Source organism: Onishia taeanensis (assembly GCF_900100755.1).
In the GTDB taxonomy this organism is placed as follows: Bacteria; Pseudomonadota; Gammaproteobacteria; order Pseudomonadales; family Halomonadaceae; genus Onishia; species Onishia taeanensis.
Genome location: NZ_FNCI01000011.1, coordinates 60,916 through 79,609 on the forward strand (window position 1 = coordinate 60,916; position 18,694 = coordinate 79,609).

Genomic DNA, 18,694 nt, shown 5'->3' on the forward strand with positions numbered 1-18,694 from the left:
CTCAACCCATGCTTTGTACAACATCATTGCCTTGTATAATATTTTGCACCATTCTTAGCCCCATCGGCGACGTAGCGTAGTGTTAACGCGTCGCTGCTTCGACCGACCCAGCAAGAGGCTCCCAAGCGCATGACTACCAAGGCGACCCATCCGGCCGATACGCCGCTCTACCCTATTCGTGAGGTCTCACGATTGACGGGGGTCAACTCGGTGACCTTGCGGGCCTGGGAGCGACGCTACGGCCTGATTCGCCCGCAGCGCACGGCCAAAGGCCATCGCCTCTATGCCTATGAAGACGTGGAGCGCGTCGAGAATATCCTGCAATGGCTCAATCGCGGCGTGCCGGTCAGCCAGGTGCGCGAGCTGCTCGACCAGCCGGCGCCAGCCGAGCCCATGGCGCCGGCCATCGGCGATTGGGAAGGGCAGCGCCAGCAGTGGCAGGCCGCCATCGAAGCCTTGGATATCGAGCGCCTGGATGCGCTCTACCACCAGGCCATGACGCTCTACCCGGTGACCACCTGCGTCGGCGAACTGCTCAAGCCATTGGTCGTGTCGTTCGAGGAAAGCTGGGGCGACCAGCTCGGCGCGGCACTGCAGCGCACCACCTTGGAATCCTTCCTGCGCAGCCGCGTGGGCACCCGCCTGTATCACGGCAACAAGGTGGCGACCAACGGCATGGTGCTGATCAGCCGGCTGCCTGACGCCCACGGCATGCTCTGGGAACTGCTGACCGCCCTCACGGCAAGCGACGCCGGCTATCGCGTTCAGCTGTTCGACGACGCCCTGCCCCTTAGCGAGATGCCGCTGGCCGTGCAGCGCCTGAATGCCGTCGCCATGCTGGTGAGCAGCGGCCAGGCCGAGCGCACCGAGCTCTTCCGGCGCCAGCTACCCAAGCTCGCCGAACAGCTCAGCGTGCCGCTGGGGCTCTGCGGGCCGGTGGCGCGCATCCGCGAGCAGGAGCTTAGCGATACTCAGGTCGCGGTACTCGGCGATGACCCGCTCCAGGCCATCTCCCGGCTCAAACCGCTGACCCGGGGCTGAGCGCGGTCACTCCCGATAGCCCTGATACCGCCTTCTCGGACACGGCCCCCTTCCACAATCACAGGAGCGATCATGCAAGGTGAGACTCCGGCCGGCGCGGCCCCTCGACTGGTCTGGCTGCGCAGCGATCTGCGGCTGCACGACAACACCGCCCTGAGTGAGGCGGCCCGACAGGGACCGGTAGTCGCCGTCTTTCTGCGCTGTCTGCCCCAATGGCAGGCTCATGGCCACGGGGCCAACAAGCTCGATTTCCTCAACCGCGGCGTCACCGCCCTGGCCGAGGATCTTGCCGGTTACAACATCCCGCTGCTGCATCGGGAGATCGACCACTTCGATGCCGCCCCGGCTACCCTGCTCGCCCTGGCGGAAGAGGTCGGCGCCTGTGCCCTGCACTTCAACCGCGAATATCCGCTTGACGAGTGGCGCCGCGACGAAGCGGTCATCGCCGCCTTCGACCGCCAGGGTCTGACGGTCAAGGCGCATACCGATGCCATCGCCTTCGCCCCCGGCGAGTTGCTCACCGGTCAAGGCGACTACTACAGCGTATTCACGCCCTTCGCCAAGGCCTGGCACCGGGCACTCACGTCCGAGCGGCTGGCCCTACGCGACACTCCTGCCGTCCAGGCGCCGCTTGAAATTTCAAGCGAGCCGGTACCCGAGCTGCCCGCCCTTGAGGATACCCCCGCCGCACCGGAGCGTTGGCCCGCCGGCGAACAGGCCGCCGCCGACCGGCTGGAACGTTTCCTGCGCTTCCGCGGCCGCCACTACAAGGAACAGCGCGACCTGCCGGCGGTCGCCGGCACCAGCGAGCTGTCTCCCTACCTGGCACTGGGCATGCTGTCCTTTCGTCAGTGCTGTCAGGCGGTGCTGGCCGAAAACGACGGCCACCTCAACGAGGGTGACGCAGGCCTTACCGCCTGGGTCAACGAACTGGTCTGGCGGGAGTTCTATCAGCACATCGTCATCGGTTTTCCCCGCGTGTGCCGCCATCGAGCCTTCCAGCAGCACACCGAGGCGCTGGCCTGGCGCGACGACGAGGCCGCCTTCACGGCCTGGTGTGAAGGACGCACCGGCTACCCGATCGTCGATGCCGCCATGCGCCAGCTGGTCGAAACTGGCTGGATGCACAACCGGTTGCGCATGGTGACCGCGATGTTCCTGACCAAGCACCTGCTGATCGACTGGCGCCGTGGCGAGGCCTTCTTCCTGCGCCACCTGATCGATGGCGAATTCGCCGCCAACAATGGCGGCTGGCAGTGGGCCGCGTCCACCGGCACCGATGCCGCGCCCTATTTCCGCATTTTCAATCCCACCACCCAGTCTCAGCGCTTCGACCCGGAAGGCACCTTCATCAAGACCTACCTGCCCTCTCTGGCGACGCTATCTGCCAAACAGCGCCATGCGCCACCGGCAGGCGATCTGCTCGATCAAGCCGATTACCCTGCGCCGATCGTCGACCACAAGGCTGCCCGCGCGCGGGCGCTGGACGCCTTCAAGGCCCTCAAGAGTGACGCGTCCTGACAGGGCGCGCCCTGAACAGGAGTCATCATGTCCCGTGACCCGGCACTGGAAGCTTTCTGCGCCTTCTTCAATAAGCTAGACAAGACCTATACAGATCAATTGGGAAGCGTATACACTGATGACATCGTCTTTCAGGATCCACTGCACCGTATCGAGGGCCTGAGCGAACTCGAACGCTACTTCGCGGCCTTGTACACGCATGTAGAGGAATGCCAGTTCGCCTTCCACCAACGGCAGCGCCAGGGCGACACCGCCTTCGTCACCTGGACCATGACGCTGCGCCACCCCCGTCTGTCAGGGGGCAAGGCCTATGAGGTGGAAGGCTGCTCACGGCTGACGTTCGCCCCATTCTCGGCCGGCAGTGACGAAGGAATACAAAAGGTGCAGCACCACCGCGACTACTTCGATGCCGGGGAATTGCTCTACGAGCGGCTCCCCGGGCTCGGCTGGGTGATTCGTCAACTCAAGCGACGCGCCGGGGCCTGAAACCCATTGGCCGCTGCCATCGTAGCTAATAGCAATGCTGCCGCATGAAGGATCGCAAGGCGCGTGCCCATCGAGGCCGACACGGCCGTCTGGCCAGGAGGAAGCATGACCACAACACCGCATCCGCAGCGCATCTGGTTGACCGGCGCAACCTCGGGTATCGGCCGGGCACTCGCCGAACGCCTGCTCGACGACGGTCATCGGGTGGCCCTCAGCGCCCGCAGCGCCGAGAAACTTGAGGCGCTGACCGAAGGTCATGACAATGCCCTGGCGGTACCGCTGGACATCACCGACCGCGGCGCCGTGACGGCCGCCGGCCAGCAGATCATGGAGGCCTTCGGCGGGCTCGAGCTTGCCCTGCTCAATGCCGGGACCTGCGAGTACCTGGACGCGCGGGATTTCGATGTCGACCTCGTCGAACGGGTCTTCGCCCCCAACTTCCACGGCGCCCTCTATACCATCGAGGCGGCGCTGCCGCTGCTGCGCCAGGCACGCGACCATGACGGCAGCCGACCGCTGCTGGCAGCCACCTCCAGCGCCTCTGCCTATGTCGCGCTCCCCAGGGCCGAGGCCTACGGCGCCTCCAAGGCGGCGCTCAGCTACTTCATGGAGTCGCTGCGCCTGGACCTCGCCGCCGAAGACATCGGCGTCAGCGTGATTCACCCGGGCTTCGTCAAGACGCCTCTCACCGAGCGCAACGACTTCCCGATGCCGATGCGGGTCAGCGTCGATACCGCCGTGGAGGCCATCCTCAAGGGCCTCGAGAAGCGCGACCTGGATATCCACTTCCCCAAACGCTTCACCTACCTGGTCAAGCTGATGGGCATTCTGCCACCCGGACTGCGCTGGCGACTGGGCCGGCGCATGACCCGCGACCGGGATAACCGGGCCGCAGGAGACGAGACATGAGCAGGCAGCGCATCGCCGTGATCGGCAGCGGCATCAGCGGCATGGCCGCGGGCTACTACCTGTCGAAGCATCACGATATTACGCTCTTCGAGGCCGGCGAGCGCCTGGGCGGTCACACCGCGACCATCGATGTGACGCTGGACGGCCGCGACTACGCCATCGATACCGGCTTCATCGTCTTCAACGACTGGACCTACCCGCACTTTCAGGCGCTGCTGGCCGAGCTGGGCGTTGCCAGCCAGCCCACCGAGATGAGTTTCTCGGTGCATGAGCACGCCTATGATTTCGAGTACAACGGCCACACGCTGGGCTCTCTCTTTGCCCAACGCCGCAACCTGCTACGCCCACGCTTCTATCGCATGCTGGCCGATATCCTGCGCTTCAATCGCTCGGCCGTTCGCGACCTGGACAGCGGCCGCCTGGATCCGGCGATGACGCTTGGCGACTACCTGGACGCCGGCGGCTACGGCGAGGACTTCCGCCACCGCTACCTGCTGCCGATGGGCGCGGCCATCTGGTCGGCCAGCATCCAGGACCTGATGGGCTTCCCGCTGACCTTTTTCGTGCGCTTCTTCAAGAATCACGGCCTGCTGTCGGTCAGCCATCGTCCCCAGTGGCACACCCTGGTGGGCGGCTCCCGCGCCTATATCCCGGCGCTGACAGCCCCCTACGCCGAGGGCATTCGACTGGAAAGCCCGGTGCAGGGTATCCGCCGCCACGCCGATGGCGTCGAGATCAGAAGCCGCCATGGCGTCGAGCGCTTCGATCAGGTGGTGATGGCCTGTCACTCGGACCAGGCCCTGGCACTGCTCGAGGATTCAAGCGACGCCGAGCGTGAGATTCTCGGCGCCATGCCCTACCAGGACAACGAAGTGGTGCTGCACACCGACACCCGCCTGCTGCCCCGCCGTCAGCGCACCTGGGCCAGCTGGAACTATCGCCTGGATGGTCGCGGCACTGCCGCTCGGGTCTCGGTGACCTATGACATGAATATCCTGCAGCGCCTGGAGGCACCGCACACCTTCTGCGTGACCCTCAACGACAGCGCCAGCATCGATCCGCAGCGGATCCTCGGCCGCTTCACCTATGCGCATCCCTGCTTCACCCTGGCCGGCCAGGCCGCCCAGGCGCGCCATGCCGAGATCTCCGGCAGCAGCCGGCGCACCCACTTCTGCGGCGCCTACTGGCGCAACGGTTTCCATGAGGATGGCGTCTGGAGTGCTCGCCGGGTAGCCCTGGCGCTGGATGACACGCCGTGTCCCGCCGACGACGCCCTGGCAGGCAGCGAGAGCGGCGCGGAGGCGCCCGCATGATTGCCGCCCCCCGCTCCAGGATCTACCACGGCCACCTGCGCCATCGGCGCTACTGGCCCAAGGCCCACGCCTTCCGCTATGGACTGTGGATGGCCTGGCTGGATCTCGACGAACTGCCGGCACTGTTCCGCGGCGTGCCCGGCTTCGGCGAGGGAAAACTGGCGCTGGCCCGTTTTCGCCGCAGCGACTATCTGACGCCCCACGAGCGCCCGCTCAAGCAGGTGGTCAGGGAAGAGCTCGAACGCCAGCTAGGCGAGGCGCCTGACGGGCGGGTGTGCATGTTGACCCAGTTGCGCACCTTGGGAGTGGCCTTCAACCCGGTCACCCTCTATTACGCCTATGACGCCGATGACCAACTGGCCGCGGTGCTGGCCGAGGTCACCAATACCCCGTGGGGCGAGCGGGTGCGCTATGCCTGCGGTGTCGATCCGCAGCGTCACAGCCACCAGGCGAGTTTCGACAAGGCCATGCACGTCTCGCCTTTCAATCCCATGGACATGACCTATCGCTGGCGCTTCTCGACGCCCGGTGAGCACCTGATGATGCACATGGAGACCTGGAAAGACGAAGCGCTGCACTTCGATGCCACCCTGACCTTGAAGGCCCGGGCCGCGACCCGCGGCGCACTGGTGGCCACCCTGGTCCGACAGCCCTTCATGAGCCTCAAGACCCTGGCCGGCATTCATCTGGAGGCCCTGCGCCTGTGGGCCAAGCGCGTGCCGATCCATGACCATCCCCATCGCGAGGAGACACCGCCGTGAGTACGATCCGCTCTGCCACCTCAGCGCCGCAGCCCGAGACGGGCGACCGCCTGACCCGACTGCTCAAGCCCCGCCTGCTCGCTCAGTTGAACGATCTAGAAGGCGGCCAGATCACCCTGGTCGAAGGCGATCAGCGTCATACGCTGGGCCGCGGTGGGCCCCTGTCCGTCACGGTCGTGGTCAAACGCGCCCAGGCCTGGCGCCGGCTGGCGCTGGGCGGCACGGTGGGTGCCGCCGAGGCCTATATGGATGGCGACTGGGACGCCGATGACCTGGTCAGCCTGACCCGGCTGTTTGCCGCCAATATGGAAAGGGTCAACGGCGAGGTCGAGAACGGCAGCGCGCGCCTCGGCCGCTGGCTGCTGACCGCCGCTTATGCCCTGCAGCGCAATACCCAACGCGGCGCCCGGCGCAACATTTCGGCCCACTACGACCTGGGTAACGACCTCTTCGCCACCTTTCTCGATACCCAGCACTGGATGTACTCGAGTGCGGTCTTTCCTCACCCGGAGGCGAGCCTCGAGGAAGCCTCGACCCACAAGCTCGACGTGATGCTCGACAAGCTCGACGTGGGCCCTGACAACCATCTGTTGGAAATCGGCACCGGCTGGGGCGGGCTCGCCATCCATGCCGCCAAGAGCCGCGGTTGCCGGGTCACGACCACCACCATCTCCGACGAGCAGTACGCCCATACCGCGAAACGCATCGAGGAAGAGGGGCTTGGCGAGCGAATCACCCTGCTCAAGGAGGACTATCGCACCTTGAAGGGCCGCTATGATCGACTGATCTCGGTGGAGATGATCGAAGCGGTAGGCCACCAGTATCTCAACACCTACCTCGAGACCCTGGACCGGCTGCTCACCGACGATGGCATGGTGATGCTGCAGGCCATCACCATCCGCGATCAGCGCTTCGAGGCCGCCAAGCGTGAGATGGATTTCATCAAACGCTATATCTTCCCCGGCGGCTTCCTGCCCTCGCATCGCGCCATTCTCGACGGCATGACCCGCCATACCTCGCTGAACGTGCTGTCGCTCGACGAGATTGGGCTGCACTATGCGCGCACCTTGCGCGAATGGCGCCACCGCTTCGAGTCGAAGCTAGACCGGATCCGCAAGCTCGGCTACGACGAGCGCTTCATCCGCATGTGGCGCTACTACCTGTGCTACTGCGAAGGCGGCTTCCTGGAGCGCAGCATCGGCACCTGCCACCTGCTGATGGCGAAACCCGGCGCCCGCCGGGATGCGCAGACGGGGTCGCCATGACCCGGCTTGATGCCAATGGCTGGGCAGCCTCAGTGGTCAATATCCTGGCCTTTCAGGTCGGTTGGTTTGCCTGCGTATTGGGGGGCAGCGCGATAGGCGCAGTCGTGGCGGCATTGATCCTGACCGCGCATCTTTACTGGCTGGGGCAACCGCGGGAATGGCGGCTACTGGCGGCGTTCGCCACGCTTGGGCTGGTCATCGATGGCAGTTTCGGACTGCTCGGCGGCTTTGATTTCGCTGGCGGCGATACTGCCCTGGCGGGTGCCGGGGCTGGCCCTTGGGGGGCGCTACCGCTGCCCCTCTGGCTGTGGCTACTGTGGCCGCTGTTCGCCACCCTGCCGCTGCATTCACTAAGCTGGCTATGGCGGCGCCCTTGGCTGGCGGCGCTGGGTGGGGCGACGAGCGGCCCCCTATCCTACCTGGCCGGCGCACGGCTATCCGGTGTGGAGCTGGCGCCCTGGCTGCTGCCGGCGGAGGCACTGGTATGGGCGGTGCTCTGCCTGGGGCTCAGCTATCGTCTGGGCCGAGCGCCATCCTGACCGCCTTTGCCCACTTGGCGCCCTGCAAGCACCTTTAGACCTAAGCTCGCTACGCCGAGGCGACAGCCGCGCCGTCACCCGAGTAAACCCCCGTGGCTTCTTGCCTGAGCTTGGCTTCGACCTCGCCTGACGTCACAGGGCGCGAGAACAGGAATCCCTGCACTTCGGGACAGCCTAGCTTGCGCAGGTAGTCCCGCTGCGCCGGCGTCTCGACACCTTCCGCGACCACCGTCAGCGACAGCCCCTTCGCCATTGCCAGCACCGCGCCAACGATCGCCGCATCCGCTTGATCGTCGGGCAGCGCACGCACGAAGGCGCGGTCGAGCTTGAGCTTGTCTACCGGCAAGCGCTTTAGGTAACTCAAGGAAGAATAGCCGGTCCCGAAATCATCGATGGCAATCTGGTGGCCCTTGTCACGCAGTGAGGTCATGCGCGGATAGACATCGCCTGCCCGCTCATCGAGCAGCACCGACTCGGTGAGCTCGAGCCCGAGCAGGCGGGTCGGCACCTTGTAGCGGGCCAGACACGCGGAAATACGCGATTCCAGGTCGCCTTGAATCAGCTGTAGCGCGGAAATATTCACCCATACAGTCACCCGCGGCAGCCCGGCCTGCTGCCAGCGCGCCAGTTGAGAGGCCGCCTGTTCGATCACCCAGGCCCCCAACGGCGTCATCAGGCCATGACGCTCGGCCAGCGGAATGAAATCTCCAGGAGAGACCATACCAAGCCGCGGGTGGCGCCACCTCATGAGCGCCTCCATGCCCACCAGTGAACCATCCTTCAGGCTGTGCTGGGTTTGGTAATGCAGCTCGAGTTGGTCGCCGTGGGCGAGCGCCGCACGCAGGTCGTTGACCAGCTCGAGCTGCCGGTCTCCAGGCTCATCCAGGGCGGGCTGAAAGCGCTTGTGGTGGTTACGGCCGTGGCGCTTGGCGCTATAAAGGGCGCTTTCCAGCCGCTGCAATAGCACATTGGAATCGCGACCATCGTCCGGCGCCCGGCAACTGCCCACGGTCAACCCTAGGCGCAGCGACTGGCCGTCCAGTTCGAAGGGCGCCGTCAGGTGCTCACTGAGCCCGGCCACCCAGGTATCGTGATCGTCGAAGTTGGTGGTGCGGATGACCATGAACTCATCGCCGCCCAAGCGCCCCACCACACCGCCTGCGACCTGCCGCGCCAGCCGCTGGCCAAAACGCGACAGTAACCGGTCCCCTGCCTCGACGCCCATGGCATCGTTAATGGCCTTGAAGCCGTCGATGTCGATCAGCGCCATATCCAGCCCTTCGCCGGCACGCAGGTGGCGTAGCCGCGAACTCAGTAGATCGTGGAGTCGCCGACGGTTCGGCAGGCCGGTCAAGGGATCCTCGAAACCAATGCGCTGCATGTCCTGCTCACGGGCCTTATGACGAGAAATATCGGTAAAGAGCCCCACGAAATGACTGATCTTGCCATTCTGGGAGCGATAGGCCTGAATGCGCAGCCATTCTGGGTATTGGTCGCCCTGCTTGCGCTGGTTCCAGATCTCGCCTTCCCATTTGCCAAGCGTGGTGAGGGTTTCCCAGTAACGGTCGTAGAATGCCTTGTCGTGACGGCCGGCCGATAGCATCGATGGGTCCTGACCACGCACTTCCTCGAGGGCGTAGCCGGTGATCTGGGTAAAGGCAGGGTTGACCGTGAGGATGCGATGACGGGCGTCGCAGATCATGATGCCGTCTTCGGAGTTCAGCATCACCTGTTCTCCCAGGGCTCGGCGATCATGCTCCTGGCGAACGGCCCGCAAGGCATCCCACACCCCCAGTGCGAGCAGCAACAGGCTCGCCAGGCGCATCCCCACCGCATTGGCCCAGGGCAGAGCGGCGACGCCGAGCAAGCCCAGCCAGACCACAGGTCGGTTAAGTGTGAAGAGCGGCCACATAAGGATTCATCAATTTTACGGTCCATGGACTCGAGCACGAAAGAGGTTCGCACCTTTCATTACTCTATCGGCGAACGCTACCATGGGTTTAATAGTTAATCACCAAAATGCTGAGGGCGCGGCATTAACCCTCGCGTCAGCCGGAGAGCTAGCAAGGGTGGCGACGTGCAATCATCTGGCGCTGCCAGTAGAATGGCACGCAGTCTAGCCGGCTTCCGGCCCACCCTAATATCGACTCTCGGAATGATTCTGTGACCAAGCAACACTCCTTTAGCCACGAAGAGCTGCTGGCATGCAGCCAAGGTGAACTGTTCGGCCCTGGCAATGCCCAGCTGCCGGCACCCAACATGCTGATGCTCGACCGCGTCACCCATATCCATGAGGAAGGCGGTGAATACGGCAAAGGCGAGCTGATTGCTGAACTCGATATCCATCCGGACCTGTGGTTCTTCGACTGCCACTTCCCGGGCGATCCGGTCATGCCCGGCTGCCTGGGCCTGGATGCCATGTGGCAGCTGGTCGGCTTCTACCTGGGCTGGCTCGGTCATCCGGGACGCGGCCGCGCGCTGGGCTGTGGCGAGGTCAAGTTCTCTGGCCAGATCCTACCGGAAGCGAAAAAGGTCAAATACCATATCAACGTCAAGCGCATCATTACTCGGCGTCTGATTCTTGGCATCGCCGATGGCACCGTGTCCGTCGACGGCCGCGACATCTACCAGGCCAATGACCTGCGGGTCGGTCTGTTCACCTCCACCGCGAATTTCTGATCAGGAGGCTCCCATGCGACGAGTGGTAGTCACCGGCCTGGGCATCGTGTCTTGCCTCGGCAACGACCGTCACCAGGTCCTCGATGCGCTCAGGACAGGGCGCTCTGGCATCCGTTTCAAGGACGACTATGCTGAACGCGGCTTCCGCAGCCAGGTAGCAGGCGTCGTTGATATCGACCTCGACACGCTGGTCGATCGCAAGCTGCGTCGCTTCATGGGGGATGCCGCTGCCTATGCCTATGTAAGCATGGCTCAGGCGATCGAAGACTCGGGCCTTACCCCAGAGCAGGTATCGAACGAGCGTACCGGCCTGATCGCCGGCTCCGGCGGCGCTTCCAGCGCCAATCAGGTCGAAGCCGCCGACGTCATGCGCGAAAAGGGCCTGCGCCGCGTGGGGCCTTACCGAGTCACCCGCACCATGGGCAGCACCGTCTCGGCCTGCTTGGCGACCCCGTTCAAGATCAAGGGCGTCAACTACTCGATTTCCTCGGCCTGCGCGACCTCGGCTCACTGCATCGGCAGCGCCGTCGAGCAGATCCAATTGGGCAAACAGGACGTGGTATTTGCCGGCGGTGGCGAAGAAGAGCACTGGACCCTGTCCTGCCTGTTCGACGCCATGGGCGCCTTGTCGACCCATTACAACGAGACGCCGGACAAGGCCTCGCGCCCCTATGACCAGTCTCGCGATGGCTTCGTGATCGCCGGCGGCGGCGGCATGCTGGTGCTCGAAGACCTGGAACACGCCCAGGCACGCGGTGCCAAGATCTATGCCGAAGTGGTCGGCTATGGCGCCACCTCCGACGGCTATGACATGGTCGCACCCTCCGGTGAGGGGGCAGCCCGCTGCATGCGCCAAGCCATGGCGACGGTCAAGGGCGACATCGACTACGTCAACACCCACGGCACCTCCACACCCGTGGGCGATGTTGCCGAGTTGAAGGCGATTCGCGAAGTGTTCGGCGACCGTACGCCGGCGATGAGTTCGACCAAGTCGCTGACGGGCCACTCGCTGGGCGCCACGGGCGTGCAGGAAGCCATCTACTCGCTGATGATGATGGAGCATCGCTTCATCGCGGCCTCGGCCAACATCGAGCAACTCGACGACCAGGCTGAAGGCTTCGATATCGTGACCGAACGTCGTGACGACGTCGAGGTGACGCGTGTACTGTCCAACAGCTTCGGCTTTGGCGGCACCAATGCCTGCCTGGTGCTGGAGAAGTTCAGCGGCTAACGCTCAGGCTTGTCATCTCGCTAACGCAAAGAAGGCGCCCTAGGGCGCCTTCTTTGTTTATCGCACCCGTGTGCGTCGCGTCGGCTTGATCGATATCTCCGCTGGCCGACTGCATCGAGCGTCAGCTATTCACGGTCTCCTTGGCAGGCTCGCTTGCGGGCCTCGGCACCTCGGATATCTCCGCCAGACGCCCCTCGATCCAGGCTTCGACGTCGACCAGCACTTCTTCGGCCGTACGACCTTCGGTCTCGATCGGCGGGCCTATCTCCAGCGTCAGGCGCCCTGGATTCTTCACCCAGTGCCGCCCCGGCCAGCGCTCCCCCGCATTGTGCGCAACGGGCAGCACCGGCACGCCGGCGCGGCAGGCGATCACCGTACCGCTCTTGTTGTAGCGGCGGCGCTCTCCTGTAGGCACCCGAGTCCCTTCCGGAAAGATCAATACCGAGAGCCCCTCATCGAGACGCTCCTTGCCCTGGATGAGGACCTGCTTCATGGCGCGAGCCGGCTTGGAGCGATCCAGTGCAATCGGCTTGAGCAGCCTCAGGCCCCAGCCGAAGATCGGAAAGTTCAGCAGCTCCTGCTTGAGTACCGTGCATACCGGTGGCTTGATCAATTGAAGATAGATGGTCTCCCACTCGCACTGGTGATTCGAGAGAATCACGCAGGCGCCCTCGGGCACGTTTTCCTGCCCGTGAAAGTCATAGCGCACGCCGCAGGTAATGCGGAACCAGGCGATCACCACATGGTTGTAGAGATTCAACAGCCGATAGCGCGAGCGTAATGGCAACAGCGGCGCCAAGGGCAACAGAAAAATCCCGCTAAGTATCATGGCCAGGAAGTAGCCGGCATAGAAGAGCAGACTGCGCAGGATATTCATGCGTTGTCCCCGCAGCGATCAAGCAGTTGGTCGGAAGGACGGTAGGCCTGGCACCAAGCGTCGAGCATGCGCCCGACCTCGAGACGCCAGGGTTTCTGATGCACGCCGAACACCTGAAGCACGCGACGACAGTTCAGGACTCGGCGCAGCGGTTGCCCATGATGATGATCGAGCGCCTTGAGCTCGCCGAGCACCAATGACTGGCCGAGGCCTTCGAAGCGGGTGACCAGCTGAGTGCGCACCATGGAGGCGAAGGCGAAAGCGCTGACCGGCTCGGTGCCCGCCAAGTGATAGACGCCCCAGCTTTCCGCACCGCACTGAATCTGCTGCAGCATGCCGATCAAGGCCAGGGCCGCCGCATCCGCCGACGTCGGGCAGAAGATCACGTCCTGGGCCGCGCTCAATTCATCGCCGCCTACCAGGCTGTCGAGCATGCTGCCAAGCCAGGCGCCACTCCCTTCCAGGGCGAACAGCGGCCCCAGGCGGATGATCAGGTGGCGGGGGTGGAGGTCACGAATCTGCTGGCCGACGGCCATCAGTTGGCGCAATCCCTCATCACGCGGCTCGGGCCGGACGTGCTCGTCGATGGGACCATCGAAGCCATCTTCATAGAGCTGATCCGATACCGCCCAAACCAGGGGCACGCCAAGCTCCCGACAGCTCGCCAGGCAACGCTCTACCGCAGCGGCATGAGCCGTGACGGCTGCCGGCTCGATATCCATGGGCTGCACCAGCGGCGGCACCAGCACCGCATCGGGTGAGATCTCGGCGAGTCGGCTGGCCTCGAGATCCATTCCGGCCTCGATGACCAGCTCGGTATCGGTACGACGATTGGCCTCACGGGCCAGTGCCAGGCTCAGACAGTGCCCGGCATCCAGTATCAACAGCTTCACGAAGACTCCTTCATGGACACCGATTCAGCGCAGGAAAAGGTGGGGCGTCTCAGAACGGAATCTCATCGTCGAAGTCGTCGAAGCTGCCGGGATTCGGTGCACCGAAGTTGTTCCCCTGCTGCGGCTGCTGGGGCGGTTGCTGCGGCGGACGCTGTTGCTGCCCGCCCTGCTGGCCATAGTTGTTACCCTGGGGAGGCTGCTGGGGTGCGTTGCCGTAGTTGCCCTGCTGAGCACCGCCACCCTGCTGGGGCGCATTACCCTGCGGCATGCCGCCGCCCTGGTTCATGCCGCCCGCATAGCTACCGCCCTGAGGGTCGTTCTGCGGATAGCCACCCTGGCCGCCGCTGCGCGAGTCGAGCATCTGCATATCGTTGCAGACGATCTCGGTGGAATAACGATCCTGACCGTCCTGGCCCTGCCATTTGCGGGTCTGCAGACGGCCTTCGACATAGATGCGCGAGCCTTTCTTGACGTACTGCTGAGCGATCTCGGCGAGCTTGTTGAACAGCACGACGGTATGCCATTCGGTGCGTTCCTGGCGCTGCCCGCTCTGGCGATCGGTCCAGCTGTCGGTGGTGGCAATACGCAGGTTAGCGACCGGGTTGCCGGAAGGCAGGAAACGCACGTCCGGGTCCTGGCCCAGATTGCCGATCAGGATGACCTTGTTTACACCACGGGCCATATTCTACTCCTTGATTGCGGGCGACCGCCTGGCCGCTCGAATGAATGATGACCGCCTAGCGGTCCTGGGCGCCGGCCACTCGTGCCAGCGCCTCGCTGTCCAGTTGCTTGCGATCGACCTTGAGGTAGGCAAGACGCTCCTCAGGGACCACCAGCACGTCTTCGACCCCAGCCACTTCGGCGAAGCGCTGCATCAGGGTTTCCAAGGCATCCTCGTGGGTACGCTCATCGAGCGCTACCACTTCGCTTGATAGATGACGCGGCGCGGGCATGCCATACATCACCCCCAGCCAAAGCACACCTACCAGCGTAGCACCGAAGAATACCGCATCCTGCCCCCACTGCTGACTCAGGGCGCCGCCCAGCACACCGCCGAGGAAGGCGCCGAGGAACTGGCTGGTGGAATAGACCCCCATGGCCGTGCCCTTGGTTCCCGCCGGTGCCAGTTTGCTGATCATGGAAGGCAGCGTGGCCTCGAGAAGGTTGAAGGCGGTGAAGAAGACCATCAGCAGGGCGGCCAGACTCCACCAGCCGGTATTCATCAGCCCCATCCCCGCGAGACTCAGCGTCAGCCCGGCCACCGCCAGCACCATCATGCTCTTCATGCGCTGACGCTTCTCGGCAACGATCACCAGCGGCACCATGGCCACGAAGGCAAGCCCCATGATGCCGAGATAGACCCAGCCATGCTGATCGGCCGGCACGCCCAAGGCCGCGAGACGCACCGGCACCGCGACGAAAATCATCATCAGCAGCAGATGCAGGGAGAAAATCGAGATATCCAGGCGCACCAGATCGCCGCGCTTGAGCATCGACTTCAACTGGCCGCGATCGAGCCCAACATCCCGATGGCGCAGCCGGCGCGGTGCCTGAGGCACCAGCTTCCACAGCACCAGAATGCCCAACAGCGCCAGGCCGGCAGTGAACCAGAACACACCACTGAGACCATAGTGGGCGGCAAGCAAAGGGCCCAACACCATGGCCACGGCGAAGGCCACGCCGATCGACAGGCCGATGGTGGCCATCGCCGCGGTGCGCACCTGCTCACGGGTCTGGTCGGCGAGCAGTGCCATGATCGCAGCAGCCACCGCCCCGCAGCCCTGCAGGCCGCGGCCGATGATGATCTCCAGGATACTGTCCGCCTGGGCAGCTACAGCGCTGCCCAGGAAGAACAGCAACAGGCCGACCGCGATCACCGGTTTGCGGCCGATGCGATCCGATAGCTGTCCGAAGGGGATTTGCAGCACGGCCTGGGAGAGCCCGTAGATACCCAGGGCGACACCGACCAGGAAAGGCGTGGCGCCGGCCAAGTCTCCGGCGTGCAAAGCGAGCACCGGCAGCACCATGAACAGGCCCAGCATTCGCGAGGCATAGAGCCCCGCCAGGCCACTGATGGCGCGCCGCTCAGAGGCGGTCAGCAAACGAGAAACCATGGAAAATAGAAATCCCAAACGCATGAAAGGGGCGCGAAGCGCGCCTTGGTAGACCCCGTATTCTACCGGCTCGGCCATGCCCAGGGAAAGGCAGTACCGCGTAAAGCTGCCTGGCTTTGGCGCCGCACTCGCCTAGCCCGTATACTTGAGCTTTTGTGCTGCACGAGGTGGCAATGGACAAGATCCTGGTCAGGGGTGCCCGTACCCACAACCTCAAGCAAATCGACGTCGAGCTGCCACGCGACAAGCTGATCGTCGTTACAGGCCTGTCCGGTTCGGGCAAGTCGTCACTGGCCTTCGACACCCTCTATGCCGAGGGTCAGCGGCGCTATGTGGAATCGCTGTCCACCTACGCCCGCCAGTTTCTGTCGATGATGGAAAAGCCCGACGTCGATCATATCGAGGGGCTGTCACCGGCGATCTCCATCGAGCAGAAGTCGACCTCCCACAATCCGCGCTCCACCGTCGGCACCATCACCGAGATCTACGATTACCTGCGTTTGCTGTTCGCTCGCGCCGGCACGCCACGCTGCCCCGAACACGGCGAAGATCTGGAAGCCCAGACCATTTCCCAGATGGTCGATCAGGTCCTTGGACTGCCCGAAGGCAGCAAGCTGATGCTGCTAGCACCGGTCATCAAGGGCCGCAAGGGTGAGCACCTGCAACTGCTCAGCGAGCTGCGTGCCCAGGGCTTCGTGCGGGCCATGATCGACGGCCAGGTGCTCGAGCTAGACGACCTGGCACCACTGGAAAAGAACAAGAAGCACGACATCAGCGTGGTGGTGGACCGGGTGAAGGTTCGCGAAGGCCTAACCCAGCGCCTAGCGGAGTCCTTCGAGACCGCCCTGGGGCTGGCTGACGGCGTAGCGATCGTTCACTTCATGGACGGCGAGCATGAGGACATCAACTTCTCGGCGCGCTTCGCCTGCCCGGTGTGTGGCTACTCGATCGCCGAGCTCGAGCCGCGCATGTTCTCCTTCAACAACCCGGCCGGCGCCTGCTCCACCTGCGACGGCCTCGGCGTCCAGCAGGTCTTCGATCCGGACAAGCTGATCAGCCATCCTGAGCTGTCGCTGGCCGAGGGCGTGATCAAGGGCTGGGATCGGCGCAGCGTCTACTATTTCAGCCAGCTCCAGGCCGTGGCCGCGCACTACCGTTTCGCCCTGGAAACTCCCTGGCAGGATCTGGCCCGGCATGAGCGAGACGTCATCCTCCACGGCAGCGGTCATGACGACGTCTCCTTCAGTTACGTCAACGACCGTGGCCGCCAGGTGACACGCGAACACCCCTTCGAGGGCGTGCTGCCCAACATGCAGCGCCGCTATCGGGAAACCGAATCGAGCATGGTCCGCGAGGACCTGTCGCGCTATATCGCCGTTCAGCCCTGCCCCAGCTGCAATGGTTCGCGGCTGCGCAAGGAGTCGCGCCACGTCTACGTCGACGACCAGACCCTGCCAGAGCTGGTCGGCCTGCCGATCGGCGAAGCGATGCGCTACTTCGCGTCTCTCAGCCTGCCGGGGCGCAAGGGCGAGATTGCGGTCAAGATCATCCACGAGATCCACGCGCGCCTGGAATTCCTGGTCAATGTTGGCCTGGACTACCTGAACCTGGAACGCAGCGCCGAGACCCTATCCGGCGGCGAAGCCCAGCGCATTCGCCTGGCAAGCCAGATAGGCGCCGGCCTGGTCGGGGTCATGTACATCCTCGACGAGCCCTCCATCGGCCTGCATCAACGCGACAACGACCGCCTGCTCAAGACCCTCGAGCGACTGCGAGACCTGGGCAACACCGTGATCGTGGTCGAGCATGACGAGGATGCGATCCTGGCCGCGGACCACGTGCTGGATATCGGCCCCGGCGCCGGCGTCCATGGTGGCGAGATCGTCGCCCAGGGCACGCCGCAGCAGATCAAGGATACCCCCGGCTCGCTGACCGGTCAGTACCTGTCGGGCACGCGGCGCATCGAGGTTCCGCCCTGGCGCATCCCCGGCAACCCCGAGAAACAGCTCAGGCTCACCGGCGCCTCAGGCAATAACCTGCGTGACGTTACCCTGACGCTGCCGCTGGGTGTGTTGACCTGCGTCACCGGGGTATCCGGCTCGGGCAAGTCGACGCTGATCAATGGCACCCTGATGCCGATCGCCGCCCGTGAGCTCAACAAGGCCACTACTCTGACCCCGGCGGCGTATACCGGCATCGAGGGCCTCGACCAGCTCGACAAGGTCATCGACATCGACCAGAGCCCGATCGGCCGCACGCCGCGCTCCAACCCGGCCACCTATACCGGCATCTTCACCCCGATCCGCGAACTGTTCTCCGGTACCCAGGAGGCGCGCTCGCGGGGCTACAAGCCGGGGCGTTTCAGCTTCAACGTCAAAGGGGGACGCTGTGAGGCCTGTCAGGGCGAGGGCATGATCAAGGTGGAGATGCACTTCCTGCCGGACATCTACGTGCCCTGCGACGTCTGCAAGGGCAAGCGCTATAACCGCGAGACGCTGGAGATCCAGTACAAGGGCAAGAGCATTCACGAGGTGCTCGACATGACCGTCGAGGACGCCCTGGAATTCTTCAGCCCGGTGCCCGCCATCGCCCGGCGCCTGCAAACGCTGCTGGACGTGGGCCTGTCCTACATTCGCCTGGGCCAGAGTGCGACGACGCTTTCCGGCGGCGAGGCCCAGCGCATCAAGCTGGCACGCGAACTCGCCAAGCGCGACACCGGCAAGACGCTGTATATCCTCGATGAGCCCACCACCGGCCTGCACTTCGAGGACATCCGCCAGCTACTGACGGTACTGCACCGCCTGCGCGACCATGGCAACACCATCGTGGTCATCGAGCATAACCTGGACGTGATCAAGACCGCCGACTGGTTGATCGATCTCGGCCCCGAGGGTGGCTCAGGCGGCGGGCAGATCATCGCCGAAGGCACCCCCGAGCAGGTCGCGGCCAACGCTGCCTCGCACACCGGGCACTTCCTCAAGCCCTTGCTGGCACGGGCTACCACCGCCGAGCCCGTCGAAAGCTAGGCTAGCTCTGGGCCTTACGGTCAAGCCCCGTCGACCCGG

General features: G+C 64.3%; 16 protein-coding genes. 11 read left to right on the plus strand and 5 right to left on the minus strand.

What is annotated here, in order from left to right:
* Positions 1-129: 129 nt before the first annotated feature.
* From BLR71_RS12925 to BLR71_RS12960, 8 genes are all read left to right on the plus strand, one after another.
* Complete coding sequence (locus BLR71_RS12925; RefSeq protein WP_092527120.1) at positions 130-1,041, plus strand: MerR family transcriptional regulator; 912 nt, start codon at positions 130-132, stop codon at positions 1,039-1,041.
* A 72-nt stretch (positions 1,042-1,113) separates the two neighbouring features.
* Positions 1,114-2,562, plus strand: a complete 1,449-nt coding sequence (phrB, locus tag BLR71_RS12930) for a deoxyribodipyrimidine photo-lyase (protein ID WP_092527122.1) — start codon at positions 1,114-1,116, stop codon at positions 2,560-2,562.
* A gap of 27 nt (positions 2,563-2,589) precedes the next feature.
* A complete protein-coding gene (locus BLR71_RS12935) occupies positions 2,590-3,048 on the plus strand; it encodes a nuclear transport factor 2 family protein (RefSeq protein ID WP_092527124.1) in 459 nt (152 codons plus the stop codon).
* A 105-nt stretch (positions 3,049-3,153) separates the two neighbouring features.
* Positions 3,154-3,957: an SDR family NAD(P)-dependent oxidoreductase gene (locus tag BLR71_RS12940; protein ID WP_092527127.1), complete on the plus strand. Its 804-nt coding sequence runs from the start codon at positions 3,154-3,156 to the stop codon at positions 3,955-3,957.
* A complete protein-coding gene (locus tag BLR71_RS12945; RefSeq protein WP_092527130.1) occupies positions 3,954-5,270 on the plus strand; it encodes an NAD(P)/FAD-dependent oxidoreductase in 1,317 nt (438 codons plus the stop codon). The genes BLR71_RS12940 and BLR71_RS12945 overlap by 4 nt, the downstream gene beginning before the upstream one ends.
* A complete protein-coding gene (locus tag BLR71_RS12950) occupies positions 5,267-6,031 on the plus strand; it encodes a DUF1365 domain-containing protein (RefSeq protein WP_092527133.1) in 765 nt (254 codons plus the stop codon). The genes BLR71_RS12945 and BLR71_RS12950 overlap by 4 nt, the downstream gene beginning before the upstream one ends.
* Complete coding sequence (locus BLR71_RS12955; RefSeq protein WP_092527136.1) at positions 6,028-7,296, plus strand: SAM-dependent methyltransferase; 1,269 nt, start codon at positions 6,028-6,030, stop codon at positions 7,294-7,296. Before BLR71_RS12950 ends, BLR71_RS12955 begins: the two co-directional genes overlap by 4 nt.
* Positions 7,293-7,835, plus strand: a complete 543-nt coding sequence (locus tag BLR71_RS12960; RefSeq protein ID WP_092527139.1) for a DUF2878 domain-containing protein — start codon at positions 7,293-7,295, stop codon at positions 7,833-7,835. Before BLR71_RS12955 ends, BLR71_RS12960 begins: the two co-directional genes overlap by 4 nt.
* A gap of 49 nt (positions 7,836-7,884) precedes the next feature.
* Here BLR71_RS12960 and BLR71_RS12965 read toward each other — a convergent pair whose 3' ends face one another.
* Positions 7,885-9,747 (minus strand): putative bifunctional diguanylate cyclase/phosphodiesterase, encoded by a 1,863-nt coding sequence (locus tag BLR71_RS12965; RefSeq protein ID WP_092527141.1) that lies wholly within the window; start codon positions 9,745-9,747, stop codon positions 7,885-7,887.
* 251 nt (positions 9,748-9,998) lie between these two features.
* On the opposite strand from BLR71_RS12965, the gene fabA reads away from it, so the two are divergent.
* Positions 9,999-10,514, plus strand: coding sequence for a 3-hydroxyacyl-[acyl-carrier-protein] dehydratase FabA (gene fabA, locus BLR71_RS12970; RefSeq protein ID WP_092527144.1), 516 nt, complete (start codon positions 9,999-10,001; stop codon positions 10,512-10,514).
* A gap of 13 nt (positions 10,515-10,527) precedes the next feature.
* Complete coding sequence (gene fabB, locus BLR71_RS12975) at positions 10,528-11,745, plus strand: beta-ketoacyl-ACP synthase I (RefSeq protein WP_092527146.1); 1,218 nt, start codon at positions 10,528-10,530, stop codon at positions 11,743-11,745.
* Positions 11,746-11,866: 121 nt separating this feature from the next.
* Here fabB and BLR71_RS12980 read toward each other — a convergent pair whose 3' ends face one another.
* The 4 genes from BLR71_RS12980 to BLR71_RS12995 are packed head-to-tail and all read right to left on the minus strand — an operon-like array spanning position 11,867 to position 15,629.
* Positions 11,867-12,622: a lysophospholipid acyltransferase family protein gene (locus tag BLR71_RS12980; RefSeq protein WP_092527148.1), complete on the minus strand. Its 756-nt coding sequence runs from the start codon at positions 12,620-12,622 to the stop codon at positions 11,867-11,869.
* Complete coding sequence (locus BLR71_RS12985) at positions 12,619-13,515, minus strand: sugar nucleotide-binding protein (RefSeq protein WP_092527164.1); 897 nt, start codon at positions 13,513-13,515, stop codon at positions 12,619-12,621. Before BLR71_RS12985 ends, BLR71_RS12980 begins: the two co-directional genes overlap by 4 nt.
* A 49-nt stretch (positions 13,516-13,564) precedes the next feature.
* Entirely contained in the window at positions 13,565-14,197 is a 633-nt protein-coding gene (gene ssb, locus BLR71_RS12990) for a single-stranded DNA-binding protein (RefSeq protein ID WP_092527166.1), read from the minus strand.
* A 55-nt stretch (positions 14,198-14,252) separates the two neighbouring features.
* Positions 14,253-15,629 (minus strand): MFS transporter, encoded by a 1,377-nt coding sequence (locus BLR71_RS12995; RefSeq protein ID WP_092527291.1) that lies wholly within the window; start codon positions 15,627-15,629, stop codon positions 14,253-14,255.
* A gap of 173 nt (positions 15,630-15,802) precedes the next feature.
* Between BLR71_RS12995 and uvrA the strand changes: the two genes are divergently transcribed.
* The gene (gene uvrA, locus BLR71_RS13000) at positions 15,803-18,655 is read left to right on the plus strand and encodes an excinuclease ABC subunit UvrA (RefSeq protein ID WP_092527169.1); all 2,853 of its coding nucleotides are present in this window, start codon (positions 15,803-15,805) and stop codon (positions 18,653-18,655) included.
* The last annotated feature ends 39 nt before the right edge of the window (positions 18,656-18,694 follow it).

Bases quoted from the DNA above. Each gene is read 5' to 3' on its own strand.
- BLR71_RS12925 (WP_092527120.1), top strand. From the start codon at position 130: ATGACTACCAAGGCGACCCATCCGGCCGATACGCCGCTCTACCCTATT.
- phrB (WP_092527122.1), top strand. From the start codon at position 1,114: ATGCAAGGTGAGACTCCGGCCGGCGCGGCCCCTCGACTGGTCTGGCTG.
- BLR71_RS12935 (WP_092527124.1), top strand. From the start codon at position 2,590: ATGTCCCGTGACCCGGCACTGGAAGCTTTCTGCGCCTTCTTCAATAAG.
- BLR71_RS12940 (WP_092527127.1), top strand. From the start codon at position 3,154: ATGACCACAACACCGCATCCGCAGCGCATCTGGTTGACCGGCGCAACC.
- BLR71_RS12945 (WP_092527130.1), top strand. From the start codon at position 3,954: ATGAGCAGGCAGCGCATCGCCGTGATCGGCAGCGGCATCAGCGGCATG.
- BLR71_RS12950 (WP_092527133.1), top strand. From the start codon at position 5,267: ATGATTGCCGCCCCCCGCTCCAGGATCTACCACGGCCACCTGCGCCAT.
- BLR71_RS12960 (WP_092527139.1), top strand. From the start codon at position 7,293: ATGACCCGGCTTGATGCCAATGGCTGGGCAGCCTCAGTGGTCAATATC.
- BLR71_RS12965 (WP_092527141.1), bottom strand. From the start codon at position 9,747: ATGTGGCCGCTCTTCACACTTAACCGACCTGTGGTCTGGCTGGGCTTG.
- fabB (WP_092527146.1), top strand. From the start codon at position 10,528: ATGCGACGAGTGGTAGTCACCGGCCTGGGCATCGTGTCTTGCCTCGGC.
- BLR71_RS12980 (WP_092527148.1), bottom strand. From the start codon at position 12,622: ATGAATATCCTGCGCAGTCTGCTCTTCTATGCCGGCTACTTCCTGGCC.
- ssb (WP_092527166.1), bottom strand. From the start codon at position 14,197: ATGGCCCGTGGTGTAAACAAGGTCATCCTGATCGGCAATCTGGGCCAG.
- BLR71_RS12995 (WP_092527291.1), bottom strand. From the start codon at position 15,629: ATGGTTTCTCGTTTGCTGACCGCCTCTGAGCGGCGCGCCATCAGTGGC.
- uvrA (WP_092527169.1), top strand. From the start codon at position 15,803: ATGGACAAGATCCTGGTCAGGGGTGCCCGTACCCACAACCTCAAGCAA.